At 73.1% G+C, this 17,485-nt stretch carries 19 protein-coding genes; 9 read left to right on the top strand and 10 right to left on the bottom strand.

The window, feature by feature from the left end; genetic code table 11:
* Nucleotides 1-230 precede the first annotated feature (230 nt).
* The 3 genes from MKK68_RS17750 to MKK68_RS17740 all read right to left on the bottom strand — a co-directional run bounded on the left by MKK68_RS17750 (nucleotide 231) and on the right by MKK68_RS17740 (nucleotide 4,153).
* The gene (locus MKK68_RS17750; protein ID WP_244031999.1) at nucleotides 231-1,415 is read right to left on the bottom strand and encodes an acyl-CoA dehydrogenase family protein; all 1,185 of its coding nucleotides are present in this window, start codon (nucleotides 1,413-1,415) and stop codon (nucleotides 231-233) included.
* Between the two features lie 165 nt (nucleotides 1,416-1,580).
* Nucleotides 1,581-2,723 carry a GNAT family N-acetyltransferase gene (locus MKK68_RS17745; protein WP_244031997.1) on the bottom strand — a complete coding sequence of 381 codons (1,143 nt, stop codon included), beginning with the start codon at nucleotides 2,721-2,723 and terminating at the stop codon, nucleotides 1,581-1,583.
* Entirely contained in the window at nucleotides 2,720-4,153 is a 1,434-nt protein-coding gene (locus MKK68_RS17740; RefSeq protein WP_243987967.1) for a lipopolysaccharide biosynthesis protein, read from the bottom strand. Before MKK68_RS17740 ends, MKK68_RS17745 begins: the two co-directional genes overlap by 4 nt.
* A gap of 448 nt (nucleotides 4,154-4,601) precedes the next feature.
* Between MKK68_RS17740 and MKK68_RS17735 the strand changes: the two genes are divergently transcribed.
* From MKK68_RS17735 to cysC, 6 genes are all read left to right on the top strand, one after another.
* On the top strand, nucleotides 4,602-6,134 hold the full coding sequence (locus MKK68_RS17735) for a DEAD/DEAH box helicase (RefSeq protein ID WP_244031989.1): 1,533 nt from the start codon (nucleotides 4,602-4,604) through the stop codon (nucleotides 6,132-6,134).
* A gap of 155 nt (nucleotides 6,135-6,289) precedes the next feature.
* Entirely contained in the window at nucleotides 6,290-6,475 is a 186-nt protein-coding gene (locus MKK68_RS17730; RefSeq protein ID WP_243934839.1) for a YegP family protein, read from the top strand.
* A 116-nt stretch (nucleotides 6,476-6,591) separates the two neighbouring features.
* Nucleotides 6,592-6,873, top strand: a complete 282-nt coding sequence (locus MKK68_RS17725) for a hypothetical protein (protein ID WP_147729335.1) — start codon at nucleotides 6,592-6,594, stop codon at nucleotides 6,871-6,873.
* 161 nt (nucleotides 6,874-7,034) lie between these two features.
* Nucleotides 7,035-7,163, top strand: coding sequence for a hypothetical protein (locus MKK68_RS29540; RefSeq protein WP_279593315.1), 129 nt, complete (start codon nucleotides 7,035-7,037; stop codon nucleotides 7,161-7,163).
* Between the two features lie 85 nt (nucleotides 7,164-7,248).
* Nucleotides 7,249-7,674: an acyl-CoA thioesterase gene (locus MKK68_RS17720; protein ID WP_243934840.1), complete on the top strand. Its 426-nt coding sequence runs from the start codon at nucleotides 7,249-7,251 to the stop codon at nucleotides 7,672-7,674.
* A 98-nt stretch (nucleotides 7,675-7,772) separates the two neighbouring features.
* The gene (cysC, locus tag MKK68_RS17715; protein ID WP_244031987.1) at nucleotides 7,773-8,381 is read left to right on the top strand and encodes an adenylyl-sulfate kinase; all 609 of its coding nucleotides are present in this window, start codon (nucleotides 7,773-7,775) and stop codon (nucleotides 8,379-8,381) included.
* 31 nt (nucleotides 8,382-8,412) lie between these two features.
* Here the strand turns inward: cysC and MKK68_RS17710 are convergent, their stop codons facing one another.
* Both MKK68_RS17710 and MKK68_RS17705 read right to left on the bottom strand, forming a co-directional pair.
* Entirely contained in the window at nucleotides 8,413-9,972 is a 1,560-nt protein-coding gene (locus MKK68_RS17710; protein ID WP_243934842.1) for an ATP-binding protein, read from the bottom strand.
* A 119-nt stretch (nucleotides 9,973-10,091) separates the two neighbouring features.
* The gene (locus MKK68_RS17705; protein ID WP_147844176.1) at nucleotides 10,092-10,553 is read right to left on the bottom strand and encodes a GNAT family N-acetyltransferase; all 462 of its coding nucleotides are present in this window, start codon (nucleotides 10,551-10,553) and stop codon (nucleotides 10,092-10,094) included.
* Nucleotides 10,554-10,628: 75 nt separating this feature from the next.
* Here MKK68_RS17705 and MKK68_RS17700 point away from each other — a divergent pair, with 75 nt between their 5' ends.
* On the top strand, nucleotides 10,629-11,630 hold the full coding sequence (locus MKK68_RS17700; protein WP_243988120.1) for a P1 family peptidase: 1,002 nt from the start codon (nucleotides 10,629-10,631) through the stop codon (nucleotides 11,628-11,630).
* 10 nt (nucleotides 11,631-11,640) lie between these two features.
* Here the strand turns inward: MKK68_RS17700 and MKK68_RS17695 are convergent, their stop codons facing one another.
* The 5 genes from MKK68_RS17695 to MKK68_RS17675 all read right to left on the bottom strand — a co-directional run bounded on the left by MKK68_RS17695 (nucleotide 11,641) and on the right by MKK68_RS17675 (nucleotide 15,949).
* Nucleotides 11,641-11,919 carry a hypothetical protein gene (locus MKK68_RS17695; protein WP_243934846.1) on the bottom strand — a complete coding sequence of 93 codons (279 nt, stop codon included), beginning with the start codon at nucleotides 11,917-11,919 and terminating at the stop codon, nucleotides 11,641-11,643.
* 13 nt (nucleotides 11,920-11,932) lie between these two features.
* Nucleotides 11,933-12,139, bottom strand: coding sequence for a hypothetical protein (locus MKK68_RS17690; RefSeq protein WP_147727724.1), 207 nt, complete (start codon nucleotides 12,137-12,139; stop codon nucleotides 11,933-11,935).
* Nucleotides 12,140-12,232: 93 nt separating this feature from the next.
* Nucleotides 12,233-14,599 carry a response regulator gene (locus MKK68_RS17685; RefSeq protein WP_244031979.1) on the bottom strand — a complete coding sequence of 789 codons (2,367 nt, stop codon included), beginning with the start codon at nucleotides 14,597-14,599 and terminating at the stop codon, nucleotides 12,233-12,235.
* 50 nt (nucleotides 14,600-14,649) lie between these two features.
* Complete coding sequence (gene rarD, locus MKK68_RS17680; RefSeq protein WP_244031977.1) at nucleotides 14,650-15,555, bottom strand: EamA family transporter RarD; 906 nt, start codon at nucleotides 15,553-15,555, stop codon at nucleotides 14,650-14,652.
* A gap of 121 nt (nucleotides 15,556-15,676) precedes the next feature.
* Nucleotides 15,677-15,949, bottom strand: a complete 273-nt coding sequence (locus MKK68_RS17675; RefSeq protein WP_147727722.1) for a hypothetical protein — start codon at nucleotides 15,947-15,949, stop codon at nucleotides 15,677-15,679.
* Between the two features lie 85 nt (nucleotides 15,950-16,034).
* Between MKK68_RS17675 and MKK68_RS17670 the strand changes: the two genes are divergently transcribed.
* Together MKK68_RS17670 and metC are read left to right on the top strand one after the other, a co-directional pair.
* Nucleotides 16,035-16,208, top strand: coding sequence for an Rmf/CrpP family protein (locus tag MKK68_RS17670; RefSeq protein ID WP_187273697.1), 174 nt, complete (start codon nucleotides 16,035-16,037; stop codon nucleotides 16,206-16,208).
* Between the two features lie 86 nt (nucleotides 16,209-16,294).
* Nucleotides 16,295-17,482, top strand: a complete 1,188-nt coding sequence (metC, locus tag MKK68_RS17665; protein WP_147727721.1) for a cystathionine beta-lyase — start codon at nucleotides 16,295-16,297, stop codon at nucleotides 17,480-17,482.
* The last annotated feature ends 3 nt before the right edge of the window (nucleotides 17,483-17,485 follow it).

Genomic DNA, 17,485 nt, shown 5'->3' with positions numbered 1-17,485 from the left:
CCTGCACCACCGCATCGTTGCGAAACGTCTCACGGCCGATCCTCGACGAGGCCCCGGAACGCACCCCTGGACGCCCGGACGCCGACGGAGCCGTCGGCGTCGGCGAGTTCGATGTTGTCGTCCCCGCGCACAGAAGGGCGTCCGCCCGCCGCAAGCGCGTCCGGCAGGCCGCCTCGCCGACGGTCGCGCCTCGCACACGCGTGCGGGGGCGGGCGGTCGCCGTGCGGGCGTCAGGCCTTCGGCAGCATCCGGTCGCTGATGATGCGGCGCTGGATCTCGCTGGTGCCCTCGAAGATCGTCGTCAGCCGCGCGTCGCGCCAATAGCGCTCGACCCGCCGCTCGGTGGTGTAGCCGTTGCCGCCGTGGAGCTGCATCGCCTGGTTGGTGACGCGCACCGCCATCTCGGTGGCCAGCAGCTTCACCATGGCGGACTCGCTCTCGGCCGCCTCGCCCTGGTCGAGAAGATGGGCGACCTGGCACCAGAAGGCGCGCGCCTGCGCCACCTCGGCCGCCATGTCGGCGAGCGCGAAGCGCAGCACCTGGAAGTCGCCGATCGGGTGGCCGAACTGCACGCGCTCCTGAAGGTAGGCCTGGGTGTCCTCGACCGCCGCGCGCGCGACGCCGACGGCGCGGGCCGCGGTGTGGACGCGGGCGATGTTGAGGCCGCGCTGCACCGAGGCGAAGCCGCCGGAATCCGCGTCCGCGCCGCCGTCGCCGTAGAGGCCGGTGAGGCGGTCGCTCTCGGGGACGCGCACCCCCTCGAGCTCGAGCTGGAACGTCAGGAAGCCGTGATAGCCGATCTTGTCGATGACGTGCCCGGTCATGCCCTCGGGGAACTCACCCGGCGGCTTGACCACCAGGAACGGCTCGAGCCCGGCCGAGCGCGATTCGCCGGGCTCCGGATCGCGGGTCCGGGCCAGAACCTCGATGAAGTCGGCCGCGCGCGCGAAGCCCGCCCAGCGCTTGGTCCCGGTCAGCACCCAATGGTCGCCCTCGCGCACCGCCCGCGTCTGCACGCCGGCCAGGTCCGAGCCGGCTCCCGGCTCGGAGAGGGCGATGCCGCCGATCCATTCGCCCCGCGCCGACCGCGCCAGCAGGTCGGCGCGGCGGGCGTCGTCGAGCACCTGCGTGCCGAGCCCCTGCCCCCGCGCCAGGATGCTGCCGACCGAGAGCCACGCCCGCGCGAGTTCCTCCGAGACGAGGCAGTACTCGAACACCCCGAGCCCCATGCCGCCGTGCTCGGCCGGGATCGTCAGGCCGAACCAGCCCTTCTCGGCCATCGCGGCGATGAGCGAGCGCGGCATCTCGGCCTTCTGCGGGTCGAGCGCGGCGGCGAGCGGCATCACCACGTCGCGGGCGAAGGCGCGGGCCTCGGCCTGGAGCGCGACGCGCGCATCCGTGCGCCAGGGCGACATCAGCTCGGGCGGCTTCGGGGCGTGGCGATCCGGTTTCTCGGACGGATCGGCGGCGCGGGCGGCAGGGGCGTTGGAAATCGGATCCTCCCGGTCGAGCTTCGAGTCTCTTGCCGTGGCAAACTGGACCGCGTGACCCTGGAGGCAATGCGCCGCCGCCGCAACGCTCTAACGGGCCCGCCACTTGGCATAGCGCTCGCGGGCACGCTCCAGCGCGGCCGCGAGCGCGAAGAGCGGGTCGGGCGAGGCCTCGACCAACCGGTGCGCGATCGCCCGGCGCCCGGTCCAGAACATCTCGGCGAGGCGGTAGTCCGGGGCGGCGCAGGAATCGATTCGCGCGATCGCGCCGTCCCGCAGCGCGGCCTCGGTGAGGCGATGGACGAGCTGGACGCCCGGCGCGGCGGCGGCCTCCGCCTCGTCGTAGGAGATCTTCAGGACGAAATCCTCGTGACCGCTTCGCGGGAGGATCGCGGCGGCGAGCGTGCGGCGATCGCGGCGCAGGCGCAAGATCCGGATCCGGCCCTGGGCGCCGAACCCGGCGACCATCCCGCGCAGGAACGCGGCCTCGGCCGGGCGCCGGCCGAGGGCGGTCCCGGCCCGGCCCTTCCAGCCGGCGGTCTCGAGGGCGACGTAGTCGTCGAGCGCGTCGATCAGCGCGGCCGGATCGGCGATCGTCTCGAGCACCACCGCACCGCCGGCCTCCAGGCGCTCGCGCGCGAGCCGCAGCTTGCGCCGGCTCCTGCCGCTGACGTGGCCGAGATAGCCCGTGCGCGCCTCCGGCGTCAGGCCAGCGAGGTCGAGGGAGCCGCGGGCATGCGCCCAGTAGGCGGCATCGCGCCGCCCCGTCCGCGCCGCCAGCAGATCCGCGAAGCGGCCATCCGCCGGCGCGTTAAGCAGCAGCAGCCGCGGCGGCAGCCCGAGCGCCCTGGGCGCATCGAGCAGCCCGGCGAGGGCGCGGTCGGGCTCGGCGGCGTCGAGCAGCGGCATGCCCAAGGGGCAGAAACCGTGCGTCCAGCCGATCAGGACCGGCAGCGGCAGGCCCCAGCGGATGCGCGAGATCCGGAACGGCCACAGGGCGAGCCATCGCGCGCCGGGCTCGTCCGGCGGGCGGTCGGCGACGATCAGGAGCCGAACGCCGTCGCCGAAGGCCCCGGCCGCCGGCAGCGCGTAGTCGGCCTCGTAGAACGGGTTGGCGACGCAGGCCTTCGCGCCGAGCGCGCGCCAGGCCCCGACGCCGGGCGCTGCCGGATCGAGCGGGCGCAGGGCGGCGTACAGCCCGCCCGGCATCCTGGCCGTCGCACCCGCCCTCATCCGGCGACCCGATGCAGGCGCCGCCGCACCACGCCGGCGATGCCGACCACGTCGTAGCGCCACGCGGCGGCGAGGAAGCCGAGGGCCAGCACGGCGAAGCGCAGGATCTGCGCCGGGGCGCCCTCCCCGCCCGGGAGCCAGGCGAGGGCCGCCGGGACGAGGCCGGTCGCCACGGCGATCGCCGCGATGCCGGCGATGTCGGCCAGCGGAAGCGGCATCGCCGGCAGGCCGGACCCGTGCCGGTTCGCCCCGAGGATGAACACGAGGCAGGCCGCGGCCTGACCCGCCGCGAAGGCGATCGCCGCGCCGGCGACGCCGAGATGCGGGATCAGCGCCAGCGAGAGCACGCTCACCGTCACCAGGGTCGCCGTCGAGGCCACGGCCTCGAGGCGGCTCGACTGCGTGAAGTAGATGATCTGCCCGAAATAGTAGGCGCGGAACATCATCAGCACGCTGGCCAGGATCAGCACCGGGGCCAGCGCCCGCGCCTGGTCGCGATAGTCCGGCCCGAGCAGGACCGAGACGACGACCCCGTCGAAGTTGAGGTAGAACGCGGCGCCGAAGGCCGCGACCAGCGCCATCGCGCGGGCGGCGTCGCACAGCACCGCGGTCGCCGCCGGCATCCCCCCGGCGCGCGCCTCGCGCTTGGCGATCGAGATCAGCGAGAGGGCCAGCGCCTCGCCGAACACGACGAAGCTCTGCTTCAGGAAGTCGGCGATCGCGCCGTAGGCGCCGAGATGCTCCGGCCCGACGGTCTTCACGATGATCAGCCGGTCGACCACCTGGGCCAGAGCCGCGATGCCGAAGGACAGCACCAGCGGCCAGCCGTAGGCGATGAGGCGCAGCGCCTCCGCCCGGCTGCCGCGGCCCGGCATCAGCGGGACCACCGTCGCGGCGGCCGGGATCGACGACAGCGCGTAGGCGGTCGCCACGGCCAGCGCGAGATGGACGGCGTCGCCCGACACCATCAGCACCGCGCTGCCGAGGCCGAGGATCAGGATTCCGCGCAGGACGACCGACATCGCCACCGCGACGGCCTGCAGCCGTGTGCGCGCGATCTCGGTGGCGCCCTCGAACAGGGTCGTGCCGAAGGCGAGCGCGACGATCGCCGCCGCGATCCGCGGCGACACGACGTGGAGCGCCACCGCGAGCGCGCTTCCGATCGCCGCCAGCGCCAGCGTGCACAGCAGGATGCGCAGGACCGTGCCGACCTGCGCGCCCTCGCTCGCCTCGTCGTACAGGGCGAAGAACGCGAATTTCGGCCATTGGCAGGTGGCTCCGTAGAGCACCAGCGACCAGGACAGGATGTAGAGGTAGGTGCCGTAGCTCTCCGGCGGCGCGAGACGCGTGAACACCGCGACCGAACCGAGGTTGATCGCTGCGGCGAAGCCGCGGGAGCCGACGTAGATCGCGGTGTGGTGGGCGATCATCCGCGACCGCCGGGCGGCCGGACGGCCCGGTGCCTCCGGAACGGGACCGATCCGCTCCGGTGCGGGATGGCTCGGGCGAGCGGGCGGGCGGGGAGACGGGACGGCATCGGCGGACGCTGCACCGGCCGTGGCGCCGCGTCCATCCCGCAAAGCGGCGACGGTTGACCGGCCGTTGACTTCGCAACCGCGAAGGCGCATAGCCCGAGGGCAGCGTCAGCGGCCGACAGACGGGTCCGCTTGAGAGGGCTGCGTGACGGATACGAGGGACGGCGCGGATCGCGCCTCTCCGAATGTCTGGCCCCTCTCTTCATAACGTGCATGCACCCGGGCCGCCCCATCACGCGGGCAGCCTCCTGCTCTACGGATCGCACCTCTCTCCGTACTTGGCGGCGCCGCTCGACACGAGCCGGGCCCGCGCTCGCGATCCGGCTGCCTGAGAAGTAACACCTTGACCCAGTTCACCGATTTCGGCCTCGCCCAGCCCGTGCTGAAGGCGCTAGAAGAGGCCGGCTACCACACCCCCACCCCGATCCAGTCGCAGGCGATCCGCCCGGCGATGGAAGGCCGCGACCTCTGCGGCATCGCCCAGACCGGTACCGGCAAGACCGCCGCCTTCGCCCTGCCGATCCTGCACCGCCTGAGCCTCGAGAAGCGCCATGCGCCGCGTCGCGGCTGCCGGGTGCTGGTGCTCTCGCCGACCCGCGAGCTCGCCAACCAGATCGCTGAGAGCTTCTCCGATTACGGCCGGCACCTGCCGCTGACCAACACCGTCGTGTTCGGCGGCGTCACCATCGGCCGCCAGGAGCGGGCGCTGGCGCCGGGCGTCGACATCCTCGTCGCCACCCCGGGCCGGCTGATCGACCTCGTCGACCGCCGCTCGCTGACGCTGGAAGGCGTCGAGATCCTCGTCCTCGACGAGGCCGACCAGATGCTCGACCTCGGCTTCATCCATGCGCTCAAGCGCATCGTGAAGATGCTGCCGGCCAAGCGCCAGAGCCTGTTCTTCTCGGCGACCATGCCGAAGAACATCGCCGGCCTCGCCGACCAGTACCTGCGCGATCCGGTCCAAGTCGCCGTCACGCCGGTGGCCACCACCGCCGAGCGCGTCGAGCAGCAGGTGATCTTCGCCCATACCGGCGCCAAGCAGGCGCTGCTCGCCCACATCCTGCGCGATCCGAAGATCGAGCGCGTGCTGGTCTTCACCCGGACCAAGCACGGCGCCGACCGCGTCGTGCGCGGCCTCGAGAAGGTCGGCACCGCGGCCTCCGCCATCCACGGCAACAAGTCCCAGCCGCAGCGCGAGCGCGCGCTGGCCGCCTTCAAGGACGGGCAGTGCCGCGTGCTGGTGGCGACCGACATCGCCGCGCGCGGCATCGACGTCGAGGCGGTGAGCCACGTCGTCAACTTCGACCTGCCGAACGTGCCCGAGAGCTACGTCCACCGCATCGGCCGCACCGCGCGCGCCGGCGCGGACGGGCTCGCGATCTCGTTCTGCAACGACGAGGAGAAGGCGTACCTGCGCGACATCGAGCGCATCACCCGCCAGCGCATTCCCGTCGCCCCCTTCCCCGAGGGCTTCACCCCGCCTTCGCGCCAGGAGGCGGCCGAGATCGCCCAGGCCGAGGAGCGCCGTCCCGACACCCGCGGCCAGCGCCCCGGCGGCGGCCGTCCGGGCCAGCGTCCCGGTGGCCGGCCGGGCCAGGCGCCCGGCGGTCGTCCCGGCCAGGGCCGCCCGTTCGGCGGCGGCAACCGCACCGCCGAGGCCGGCCGCGGCCCGGGTCGTCCCGACGGCGCCCGCCAGCCCGACACCCGCAACGCCCGCCCGCAGGGCGAGCGCCCGAGCAACGGCCCGCGCCCCGAGCGCGCCGCCGGCGATCGTCCGCGCCAGCCCGCCAACAACCGTCCGCGCAGCGGCGGCGGCGGCAACGGCGGCGGCGAGGGTCGTGCCATCGGCTGGCTCGACCGCAGCCCGCACTCCTGAGCCAGCTCGCTTCCTGACCTGATCGAGAAGGCCGCCCCGGATACCCGGGGCGGCCTTCTGCTTTTTCGTATCCGGTGTCCTGCCGCTGGCGCGGGAGCATTGCCGGCGGTCGTCCCGCGCCCCATCTCGACGGCATCGAGACAGGAGCAGCCCCGATGCGATTCGAGATCTACCGCGATGCGCCGGGCCATTGGCGCTGGCGCCTGCGGGCGCAGAACGGCAACGTCGTCGCCGATTCGGGCGAGGGCTACGTTCGCCGCGAGGATTGCGAGCACGGCATCGCGCTGGTCCGTCAGAGCGAGACCGCGAAGGTCGTCGACATGACGACGCAGATCGCCTGATCACAACCGAAAGTCGGCTTTCGCGACGAAACGCTTTTCGCGGTTCGTGCGTTTCGACGGCTCGGGCTCAAGCCCCGCTCGTACGTCTCCCATCCACGAAAGAGTTGAGATCCGCGATGAGGAAATTCCTGCTGGCCGCCCTGCTCGTCCTGGGCTTCGCGGCCGCCGCCCCGCAGGGCGCGTCCGCCGCTCCGGTCGGCCCCGGCCTCGCCCTGCAGACGGAAGCCGCCCCCGCGGTCGCCGAGAAGGCCCAGTACTTCTACCGCCGCCGGTTCGGGCCGCGTCCGTTCTACCGCCGCCCGTATTACGGCCGCCGCTTCTACGGCCCGCGTCCGTTCTACCGTCGTCCGTATTACGGCCGCCGCTTCTACGGCCCGCGTCGTCGGTTCTTCTACTGATCGCACGGCGAGCCTGCGTCGAAGTCTGAACCCGGCGGCCCTTGGGGCCGTCGGGTTTTTTCATGACTTGGGCAAACGGGCTGCGTTCGCGTGCGATCCGGTGTAGGGTCTCGCGTTCGGGACGGCCGGCATCAGATCGGTCCGCCCGGGAGGAACGCCCCATGGACGATATCGCGACGCGCGAGGTGGTCGCGCGCGACCTCTGGCAATCGATCCCGCTCGAATGCCTGGTCTGCGCCGCCGCCGTCTTCCTGGCGGCCGGCCTGAAACTCGCCGGCCTGATGCCCTGACCCCTTTCGACATCGCGGCGTTCGCGCATAATCGGCGCCGCGCCCCGAGAGCGTCGGTGCGCTTCGCGCCAAGGAACAGGACCGCATGGACCGGGACAGCGCCGAGGAACCGCAGGGCGATCTGACGGTGCGCACCATCGCGATGCCGGCCGACACCAACGCCAACGGCGACATCTTCGGCGGCTGGGTGTTGTCGCAGATGGACCAGGCCGGCGGCATCGCCGGGGTCGACCGGGCCGAGGGCCGCGTGGTCACCGTGGCCCTGGACGCCATGACCTTCATCCGCCCGGTGCGGATCGGCGACGTGCTCTGCGTCTACACCCGGATCGGGCATGTCGGGCGCACCTCGATGAAGATCGAGGTCGAGGCCTGGGCGCGGCGCTTCCGGACGCAGGTGCGCGAGAAGGTGACGTCGGCGACCTTCACCTTCGTCGCGATCGACGACGAGGGTCGGCCGAGGGCGATCCCCAAGGCCGCCCCGGTGGCGGAGCCGTCGTTCACGCGAGCGTGATCGACGGGTTCCGTTCCGACGCGGTTCCGGCTAGGCATCGCGCGAGCGGATCCCCGAGGGGGCGGGGGGATGCGAGAGCTGGCCCGAGGATTGTGCCGTTGCCCGACCCGTCGCACCGCGCCGACAACCTGACCTGGCAGACCCTTCAGCCCCGCGAGACGCGCTGGCGCAGCCTGAGCCAGCGCCCGGCCATCGCCTGGTTCACCGGGCTGTCGGGGGCGGGCAAGTCGAGCATCGCCAACTCCGTCGACCGCTCGCTCACCGAGGCGGGGCGGCACGCCATGGTGCTCGACGGCGACAACCTGCGCCACGGCCTCAACCGCGACCTCGGGTTCACCGCGGCCGATCGCGCCGAGAACATCCGGCGGGCGGCCGAGACCGCGCGCCTGATGGCGGAGGCGGGACTGGTGGTGATCGTGTCGCTGATCTCGCCGTTCCGCGCCGAGCGCGCGACGGCGCGGCAGATCGCGGGCGACATCCCGTTCCTGGAGGTCTTCATCGACACCTCGCTGGCGGTGTGCGAGGCGCGCGACCCGAAGGGCCTGTACGACAGGGCGCGGGCCGGCACGATCCCGAACTTCACGGGGATCTCGGCGCCCTACGAGGCGCCGCTCGACCCCGACATGACCTTGGTCACCGACGGGCTGAGCGTCGCGGAGTCGTCGAGGACCCTGATCGCGGAGCTGATGCGGCTCAGCGCAGGCTGACCCCAAGCGTCTCGCGTTCGCGGCAAAACCCTCACTCCGCCGCGAACAGCCCCCAGCTAGCCCCGGGATCGGGGGCGTCCGCCGCCGCCGGCTCGGCGACGTCCGCCTTTGGGTCGCCCGGTGCGGTCTCGCAGCCGAGCGCCGGCAGGGCGATGATGCGGTTCTTCGAGAAGTCCACGCGGCAGACGATGGCGTTGCGGCTTTCCATGTAGCCGAGCAGGCGCCGGGCGCGGCCGGGCGAGCGGCTGCCGATGGCCCGGGCCAGCGCAGCATCGCCGGGACAGGGCTCGCCCGCGAGCGCCGCCCGCGCCAGCAGCAGGAACAGGCCCTGGACCTCCTCCGGCATCCCGGCGGCGGCCCCCTGCGCCTGGGTCCAGCGTTCGTCCCCGTCGGTCGCGGCGGGCGCCGCATCGATCCCGGCCCGTGCCACGCTCAGGGACCGGCGGAAGGCCTGGAGCCCGACGCGCTCGCCGTCGAGGCCGCGCATCCGGCAGCGGACCAGGAAGTCCTGGTAGACCACGGCGACGGATTGGCGCCCGGCCTCGGGCTCGGCGACCAGCCCGCGCAGGATCGCCTCGCAGCCGGCCCGGTTCTCGGCCTCGTCGAGCACGGGCGGGGCGGCGGCCGGCTCCGGACGGTGGGCGGCGAGCTCCCGCATCAGGTCGGCGGGGCTGACGCGCGGCGTCGCCGGCGCCCGCGACGCCCGCGTCGGGTAGGCGAAGCCGGCTTCGGCCGGCGCCAGGATCTGGGCGCGCAGGTCCGCGTCCGCCGCCTGCGGCAGCGGGATCAGGGTCGGCGAGGCCGCGCGCGACGAGGTGGTGACCGGACCGATGCGGAGGGCGAGCGGACGGCGGCTCAGCGCCGGCCCGAGCGCCACGAACTCGCCCCGCGCCAGGTCGCGGAAGCGCTCCGCGCCACGCCGGTCGAGGCCGAGCAGGTCGGCGGCCCGCGCCATGTCGATGTCGAGGAAGGTGCGCCCCATCAGGAAGTTGGTGGCCTCGGCCGCGACGTTCTTGGCGAGCTTGGCCAGCCGCTGCGTCGCGATGATGCCGGCCAAGCCCCGCTTGCGCCCGCGGCACATCAGGTTGGTCATCGCACCGAGCGCGATCTTGCGGGCCTCGTCGGAGACGTCGCCGGCGGCGGCCGGCGCGAAGATCTGCGCCTCGTCGACCACGACGAGGCAGGGATACCAATGCGCCCGCTCGGCCTCGAACAGCCCGCCGAGGAAGGCGGCGGCGGCGCGCATCTGCGCCTCCATGTCGAGGCTCTCGAGGTCGAGCACCACCGAGACGCGGTGCCCGCGCACCCGCGCGGCGATCGCCTGCAGGTCGCCCTCCCCGTGGCTTCCGTCCACCACGAGGTGGCCGTGCGCCTCGGCAAGGGTGACGAAGTCGCCCTCGGGGTCGATCACCACCTGCTGCACGTGGCCGGCGCTCTGCTCCAGCAGGCGGCGCAGCAGGTGCGACTTGCCCGAGCCGGAATTGCCCTGGACGAGCAGGCGCGTCGCGAGCAGCTCCTCCAGGTCGAGGCGGGCCGGCTGGCCGATGCCCTGCCCGTCGAGCCCGAGCCCCATCTCGATGCCGAACGCCATCGTCGCTCCGGTTGCACGCCGCGGGAAATCCCGAGCCTCCCGTTAACACGCGAGCACCCTTCGCGATGCGTCCGGCGCGCCGCGCGTCCACAGGCGCGGGGTCGCGGTGGACGACGGGCTCAGAGCGGCTTGCGGTAGACCACGAAGCCCGAGCGGTCGCCGACCTGATCGTAGAGCCGCATCGCCGTCGCGTTGGTCTCGTGCGTCTGCCAGTAGACCCGCGGCGAGCCGGCGCGGCGCGCCGCAACGTAGACGGCCTCGATCAGCGCGCGGCCGACGCCCCGCCCGCGGGCGTCGGCCGTCGTGAAAAGGTCCTGCAGGTAGCAGAACGGCGCGGTGGCCGTGGTGGTGCGGTGGTAGAGGTAGTGCGTCAGGCCGATCAGCCGGCCCTCGCGTTCGGCCACCAGCGCGTGCATCGGCTCGTAGGCGTCGAAGAACCGCTCCCAGTTCGCCTGCGTCACCGCGGGCGGGATCGCCGCCGGGCCGACGCGCTCGTAGAACAGGTTGTAGCCCTCCCAGAGCGGGAGCCACTGCGCGTGGTCGGCGCGGGCGACGGGGCGGATGACGACGTCCTGGGGCATCGTCGCGATCCTGCACCCGCCCGCATCGCCGCTCAAGCCGTGCGGCCCGCGCGCGATCGTGGCATGCTGCCATCCATGCGGAACGCCATCACCGACATCGCTGGCATCCGGGTCGGCCACGCCGCGGACGCACGGGTCGCCAGCGGCGTCACCGCGCTGGTGTTCGACCGGCCGGTCACGGCGGCGGTGGACGTCCGCGGCGGCGGGCCGGGCACCCGCGAGACCGATTTGCTCGACCCCGAGCGCACCGTCGAGGGCATCGACGCGCTGGTGCTGTCGGGCGGCTCGGCCTTCGGGCTGGACGCCGCCGCGGGGGTCGTGGCGTGGCTCGCCGAGAACGGGCGCGGCTTTCCCGTCGGCGGGATGCGGGTGCCGATCGTGCCCGGCGCGATCCTGTTCGACCTGCTCAACGGCGGCGACAAGGCGTGGGGGCGCTATCCGCCCTATCGCGAGCTCGGGTTCCTGGCGGCCCAAATGGCCTCGGAGGACGTGGCGCTCGGCTCGGTCGGGGCTGGCACCGGCGCGCGCACGGCCAACCTGAAGGGCGGGATCGGCTCGGCCTCGGCCGACGTTCCGGGCACCGGCTTCCGGGTCGGCGCGCTCGCGGCGGTCAACGCCTTCGGCCGGGTGACGGTCGGCGACGGCCCGCATTTCTGGGCGGCGCCGTTCGAGCGGGCGGCGGAGTTCGGCGGCCTCGGCTGGCCCGGCGCGATGCCGGACGACGCCCTCGCCTTTCCCGTCCGCGGCCTGCCCGGCGCCGCGACGACGCTGGCGGTGGTCGCCACCGACGCGGCGCTGACCAAGGCGCAGTGCCGGCGCCTCGCGGTGGCGGCGCAGGTCGGCCTCGCGCGGGCGATCCAGCCGGTGCACACGCCCCTCGACGGCGACGTGGTGTTCTCCGTCGCGACGGGGGCGGTGGCGCCGGCGGACCCGATCGGCGACCTGGCGCGCCTCGGCGACATGGCGGCCCAGGTGCTGGCCCGTGCCGTCGCGATCGGGGTGTACGCGGCGGCGTCCTTGCCCGGAACGCACGGCCTTCCGCCGGCTTGGCGCGACCGGTTCGGATCGGGCGCGTAGGGCGGCGGGCTTAGGCCTCGTCGCGGGCGTCCTGCAGCAACTGCGCGAGGCCGGCATCCACCTCCGCTCCGAGCATCGCGCGCTCGGCATCGGTGAGGTCGCGCGCCCATTTCGGGCCGGCGAACCCGGTCGCGCACTTGTCGCGCTCGGCGGCGATGTAGGCTTCGACCTCGGCCGGGCGGGTCCGCATCGCGTGGACCATCCCGAACCAGGCCGCACGCTCGACCACCGCGAGGCGGGCCCGCAGCCGGATCATCACCGCACGCTCGGGATCGACGTCGTCGCTCATCGGGGCGGGATCCTCAGCGGCGCGGCTCGCAGCGGGTCTTCACGTAGCTGTCCTTGCCGTTGCCGAGGCCGGCATTGGCGGCCAGCACCGGGCCCTGGATCAGGCATTCCTGCAGGGTGTGGGCCGGGCCCGTCACCACGTCGAGGGCGTTGTCCCGGCTGCAATCCTGGACCTGGACCGACGAGGCGCAGATCAGGGCGACGACGACGATGGGATTCATGGGCGCGCTCCAAGGCCCCGCCGCGACGGGCGCGTGCCGGGAGTGCAAAGGGGCGGGCCAGCGGAAGGTTCCGCCGGTGCGCCGATCCGCGCGCTAGCGCTCCCGCGCGGCGAGCGCGTCGAGGAGCCCCTGCATGCTCTTCGGCACCGGCGCGGAGACCTCGCGCGCGTAGAGCACGCGCAACTGCCGGCCGATCTCGGCGAGGCTCAAGGACCCCTTCTCGATCACCCGGTCCGCCTGGGCCTGGAGGCTCCTGCGCTCGGCGTCGGTGATCTCCTTGGCGGTCAGCACCACCACCGGCACGTCGCCGTCGGGCCGCGCCCGCAGCGCGCGCAGGAACCCGAACCCGTCCATCTCCGGCATCATCAGGTCGAGCAGGATCAGGTTCGGGCGCTGCGCCTCGAAATGCTCCAGCGCCGCCCGGCCGTTCTCGGCCTCGTCGACGCTCCAGCCGTCGCGCGCGAGCGTCCGGCGCAGGCGCTCGCGGGCGTCCGCGTCGTCGTCGACGACGAGGACGCGGGCCTCGACGCCCTCCGGCCGGTAGCGGTCCATCAGGCCCTTGAGCCGGTCCCAGTCGATCGGCTTGACGAAGTAGTCAGTGGCGCCGAGCGCCTGGCCGAGGCCCTGCTCAGCCACGACCGAGGTCATGATCACCGGGATGCCGGCGAGCTCCGGGTCGTTGCGCACGGCGTGCAGCACCGCCCAGCCGTCCATGCGCGGCATCTCGACGTCGAGCAGGATCGCGCGCGGCTTCAAGGCCCGCGCCAGCGTCAGCCCGGCCCGGCCGTCGTTGGCGGTGCGGACGCGGAAGCCCTCGCGTTCGAGGAAGCGCTGCAGCAGCTCGCGCGCGGCCGGGTCGTCGTCGACGAGCAGCACCGCGTCGTGCTCCTCGTGCGCGTGCACCGGCGCGGGCACGGCGAGCTCGGCCGCGACCTGCCCCTCGTCCTCGACCGCCAGGATCGCCGGCAGCCGCAGGGTGAAGGTCGAGCCCTGCCCGGGCACGCTGGTCACGCCGATGTCGCCGCCCATGGTGCGGCAGAAGGCGCGGGTGATGGCGAGGCCGAGGCCGGTGCCGCCGAACTGCCGCGTGGTCGATTCATCGGCCTGGGCGAAGCGCTCGAACAGCCGGCCGATCTGCTCCTCGGTGAGCCCGATCCCGGTATCGGCCACCGAGAAGCCGAACCAGTCGGCGCCGGCCTCGCGCTGGCGCTCGACCTTCAGGGTGATCGTGCCGTTCTCGGTGAACTTGGCCGCGTTGCCGATCAGGTTGAGCAGGCACTGGCGGATCTTGGTCTGGTCCTGGTGCATCGCGCCGAGGTCGTCGGCGAGGTCGAGGACGAAGCGGTTGCCCTTCTTCTCGACGAGCGAGCCGGTGGCGTCGGAGACGTCCGAGATCAGGTCGGCGACGGTGAAGTGCTCGGCCGAGGCGGTCATGCGCCCGGCCTCGATCTTGGAAATGTCGAGCACGTCGTTGATGAGCGAGAGCAGGTGGCGGGCCGCCGCCTCGATCTTGCGCAGGTCGGGCAGCAGGGCGGCCTGCCCGATATCCTCGAGCTCCTCCCCGAGCATCTCCGAGTAGCCGATCACCGCCGAGAGCGGCGTGCGCAGCTCGTGGCTCATGTTGGCGATGAACTGGCTCTTGGCGAGGTTGGCGGCCTCCGCGGCCTGCCGCGCCCGCTCGACCTCGGCCTCGGCCTCCTTCCGGTCGGTGATGTCGGTGTTGGAGCCGACCCATTCGCGCAAGGAGCCGTCGGCGGCGAGCACCGGCACGCCGCGCACCTCCATGTCGCGCCACTGCCCGTCGTGCCGGCGCAGGCGGTAGTCGACGGCGTAGGGCGTGCGCGCCTCGATGCAGCCGGCCCAGACCTCGGCGGCATGCGCCCGGTCGTCGGGATGGACCGCGTCGATCCAGCCCCAGCCCTGGAAGGCCTCCTCGGACTGGCCGGTATAGGCGCTCCAGCGCGGCTGCGGCGGCAGCAGGGCGCCGGCGGCATCGGTGTTCCAGATCACGGCCGTGGAGGCGTCGACGAGCGCCCGGAACCGCTCCTCGGATTGCAGCAGCCGGTCCTCGGCCTCCTGCTTGTGGGTGATGTCGGTGTTGGTGCCGTACCAGCGCAGGATCCGGCCCGCCGCGTCCCGATGCGGCATCGCCTGCGACAGGAACCAGCGGAAGGTGCCGTCCTTGCCCCGCAGCGGGAATGTGTCCTCCCAGGCGTCGCCGCCGGCGATCGCCGCCTTGAAGCGCTCCGTCACCGCCTCGACGTGGTCGGGATGGTGGACGTCGCGCCAGCCCCAGCCGCGCATCGTCGCGAGGGTCGTGCCGGTGTAGTCGTACCAGCGGCGGTTGTACCAGATGATGTCGCCGGTCGCGGTGGCGATCCAGGCGAGCTGCGGCAGCGCCTCGGCGAGGTTCTCGTAGTCGGCCTGCGTGACCGTGGCAGGCTCGCTGGGATCACTCATCGCAACACTCGGACTGGCTTCCCGCGGCGGATGCCGGGCACGAAGCGGCCTTATACACGCATCGCGCCCGGGTTCGGCGCGGCGGTTTCGCCCGGCACGCCATGCGCTCGCGCCGCCCGGCCGGCGCGGAGAAGGTCGAAGGCGTAGAGCGCCAGCGCCAGCCAGATCAGCCCGAACATCGGGATCGCGTGCGGCGCCACGTGCTCGGCATAGGCGAGGACGCTCAAGGCCAGCAGGCAGGTCGGGGCGATGTACTGCATCAGGCCGAGCGTCGCGAGGCGCAGGCGGTCTGCGGCCGCCGCGAACCAGATCAGCGGCAGGGCCGTCGTCACCCCCGTCAGCGCCAGCAGGGCGAAGTCCCGCGGATCGGGCGGCAGGGCCGGCTCGGGCGACAGCAGCACCCAGACGAAGGCCGCCGGCGTCAGGATCAGCGTCTCGGCGAGGAACCCGACCGCCGGGTCGACCCCGACCACCTTCCGCACCAGGCCGTAGAGGGCGAAGCTCATCGCGAGCTCGAGCGCCACCAGCGGCAACGTGCCGGCCAGCACCACGGCGATGGCGACCCCGGCCGCGGCGATGCCCACGGCGACCCGCTGCAGCGGGCGCAGGCGCTCGCGCAGGACCACGGCGCCGAGCGCCACGCTGACCAGCGGGTTGATGTAGTAGCCGAGGCTCGCATCGAGCAGGTGGCCGCTGTTCACCGCCTGCAGGTACAGCAGCCAGTTCACGCCGATCAGCCCGGCCGAGACGAAGAGCAGCGCGTGCCGGGGCCGCAACGGGAACGGGGTGCGCACCCGGTTGCGCCACAGCAGCACCAGCGCGACCGCGAACAGGCACGACCACAGGATGCGCACCGCCAGGATGTGGCTCGGGGAGAACCCCGAGAGCAGCCGGAAATGCACCGGGACGACGAGGCCCCAACTCAGATAGGCGCCGAGCGCGTAGACGAGGCCCACGGTGTCCGTCCCGATCGCGTCCGCCGGCATCCGGCGCGGAGAAGTCCTGGCGATCTAGCCCGCGCCGGCCGCTCCGGTCAGGCCCGGCGGCGCAGAGCAGGCATCCGCCCCGCCCGCGACGTCAGCGCTTCGTCGGCAGGATCGGGTCGCCGCGCATCAGCGCGTTCAGGCGCTCGGTGTCGAACCCGTTCGGGATCTTCGCCGGCGCCGGCTTCACGGCCGCGACCGGCTTCTCCGGCGCCGGGATCGATCCGGTCGCCGAAGGTTCGGGCAGGACGATGCGGGCGACCGGGCTCGGCACCGTGTGGGCCAGCCGGTCGGCGCAGACGAACCCGATCACGAGGATCGAGGCGCCGGCCGAGACGCCGGCGGCGAGGAGACGCAGGATACGCAAGCGACGGGTTCCGGCAACGCGAACGACGACGGAGCCGAGGATGGCCCAAGGCCGTTAACGAAGGGACACCTCACAGGGAGATCCCATGAAACCCGAAGCGAACGCTCAGGCCACCGCCAGCGACAGCCCGTTCATCCAGGGCCGCAACGCCCGCCTCTACGGCAAGCCGATCGACGATTGCCCCTACGCGGAGGGCTCGGAGGAGCGCACCGCCTGGCTGCAGGCCTACGAGGAGGCCACCGTCACGGACGCCGGCTGACCGAAAGGGCGGCCCGGGCGCACGCTTGACCTCCGCCGGGTTGCCGGGCTTCGTCGTCCGATCGCAGCCCGAGAGCCAAAGCGCCCATGTCCAAGCCTTCGTCTAAGACCGCCGAGTCGTTCGGGGTCGCGACGCGCCTCGTCCATGCGGGGCGCGATCCGTCGGCGCAGCACGGGTTCGTCAACACGCCGATCTATCGCGGCTCCACCGTGCTGTACCCGACCTACGACGACATCGTGCACCGGCGCGGCCGCTACAATTACGGCACCAGTGGCACGCCGACGATGGACGCGCTGACCGATGCCTGGAGCGAGGTGGCGGGCGCTGCCGGCACGGTGGCGACGCCCTCGGGCCTGTGCGCGCTCACCGTCGCGCTGATGGCCTCGGTCTCCGCCGGCGACCACCTGCTCGTCACCGATTCCGCCTATCGCCCGACCCGGATCTTCTGCGACGGGCTGCTCGCCCGCTTCGGCGTCGAGACGACCTATTACGACCCGCTGGTCGGCGCCGGCATCGCCGGGCTGATGCGCGACAACACCAAGGCCGTGCTGGTCGAGGCGCCGGGCTCGCAGAGCTTCGAGATGCAGGACGTGCCGGCGATCGCCGACGCGGTCCACGCCCGCGGCGGCACCGTGATCATGGACAACACCTGGGCGACGCCGCTGCTGTTCCCGCCGCACGCGCGCGGCGTCGACATCGCCGTCGAGGCCGGGACCAAGTATCTCAGCGGCGGATCCGACCTGCTCCTCGGCCTGACCTCGGCCAACGCCGCGCATTTCCCGGCGGTGCGGCGGACCTTCGACCAGATCGCCCCCTGCGCCGGCCCCGAGGACCTGTTCCTGGCGCTCCGCGGCCTGCGCACCATGAACCTGCGGCTGCGCGAGCACGGCCGCGCCGGCCTCGAGATGGCGCGCTGGCTGCAGGAGCGGCCGGAGGTGCTGCGCGTCCTCCATCCCGGCCTGCCCGAGGATCCCGGCCACGCGATCTGGAAGCGCGACTTCTCCGGCGCATCGGGCCTGTTCGGCGTGGTCCTCGAGCCCGTCTCGGAGACCGCCCTCGCCGCGATGCTCGACGGCCTGGAGCTGTTCGGGATGGGCTTCTCCTGGGGCGGCTTCGAAAGCCTCGTCATTCCCTTCGACTGCAGGCCCTACCGCACGGCGACGCAGTGGGCCCCCGGCGGTCCCGCCCTGCGCTTCCACATCGGGCTCGAGGACGTCGCGGACCTGAAGGCCGATCTCGACGCCGGGTTCGCGCGGTTGCGGGCGGCGGCCTGAGGC

The sequence above is a fragment of the Methylobacterium sp. E-016 genome, from assembly GCF_022829745.1.
Lineage (GTDB): Bacteria > Pseudomonadota > Alphaproteobacteria > Rhizobiales > Beijerinckiaceae > Methylobacterium.
This window is presented reverse-complemented; position numbering and strand designations above follow the sequence as displayed.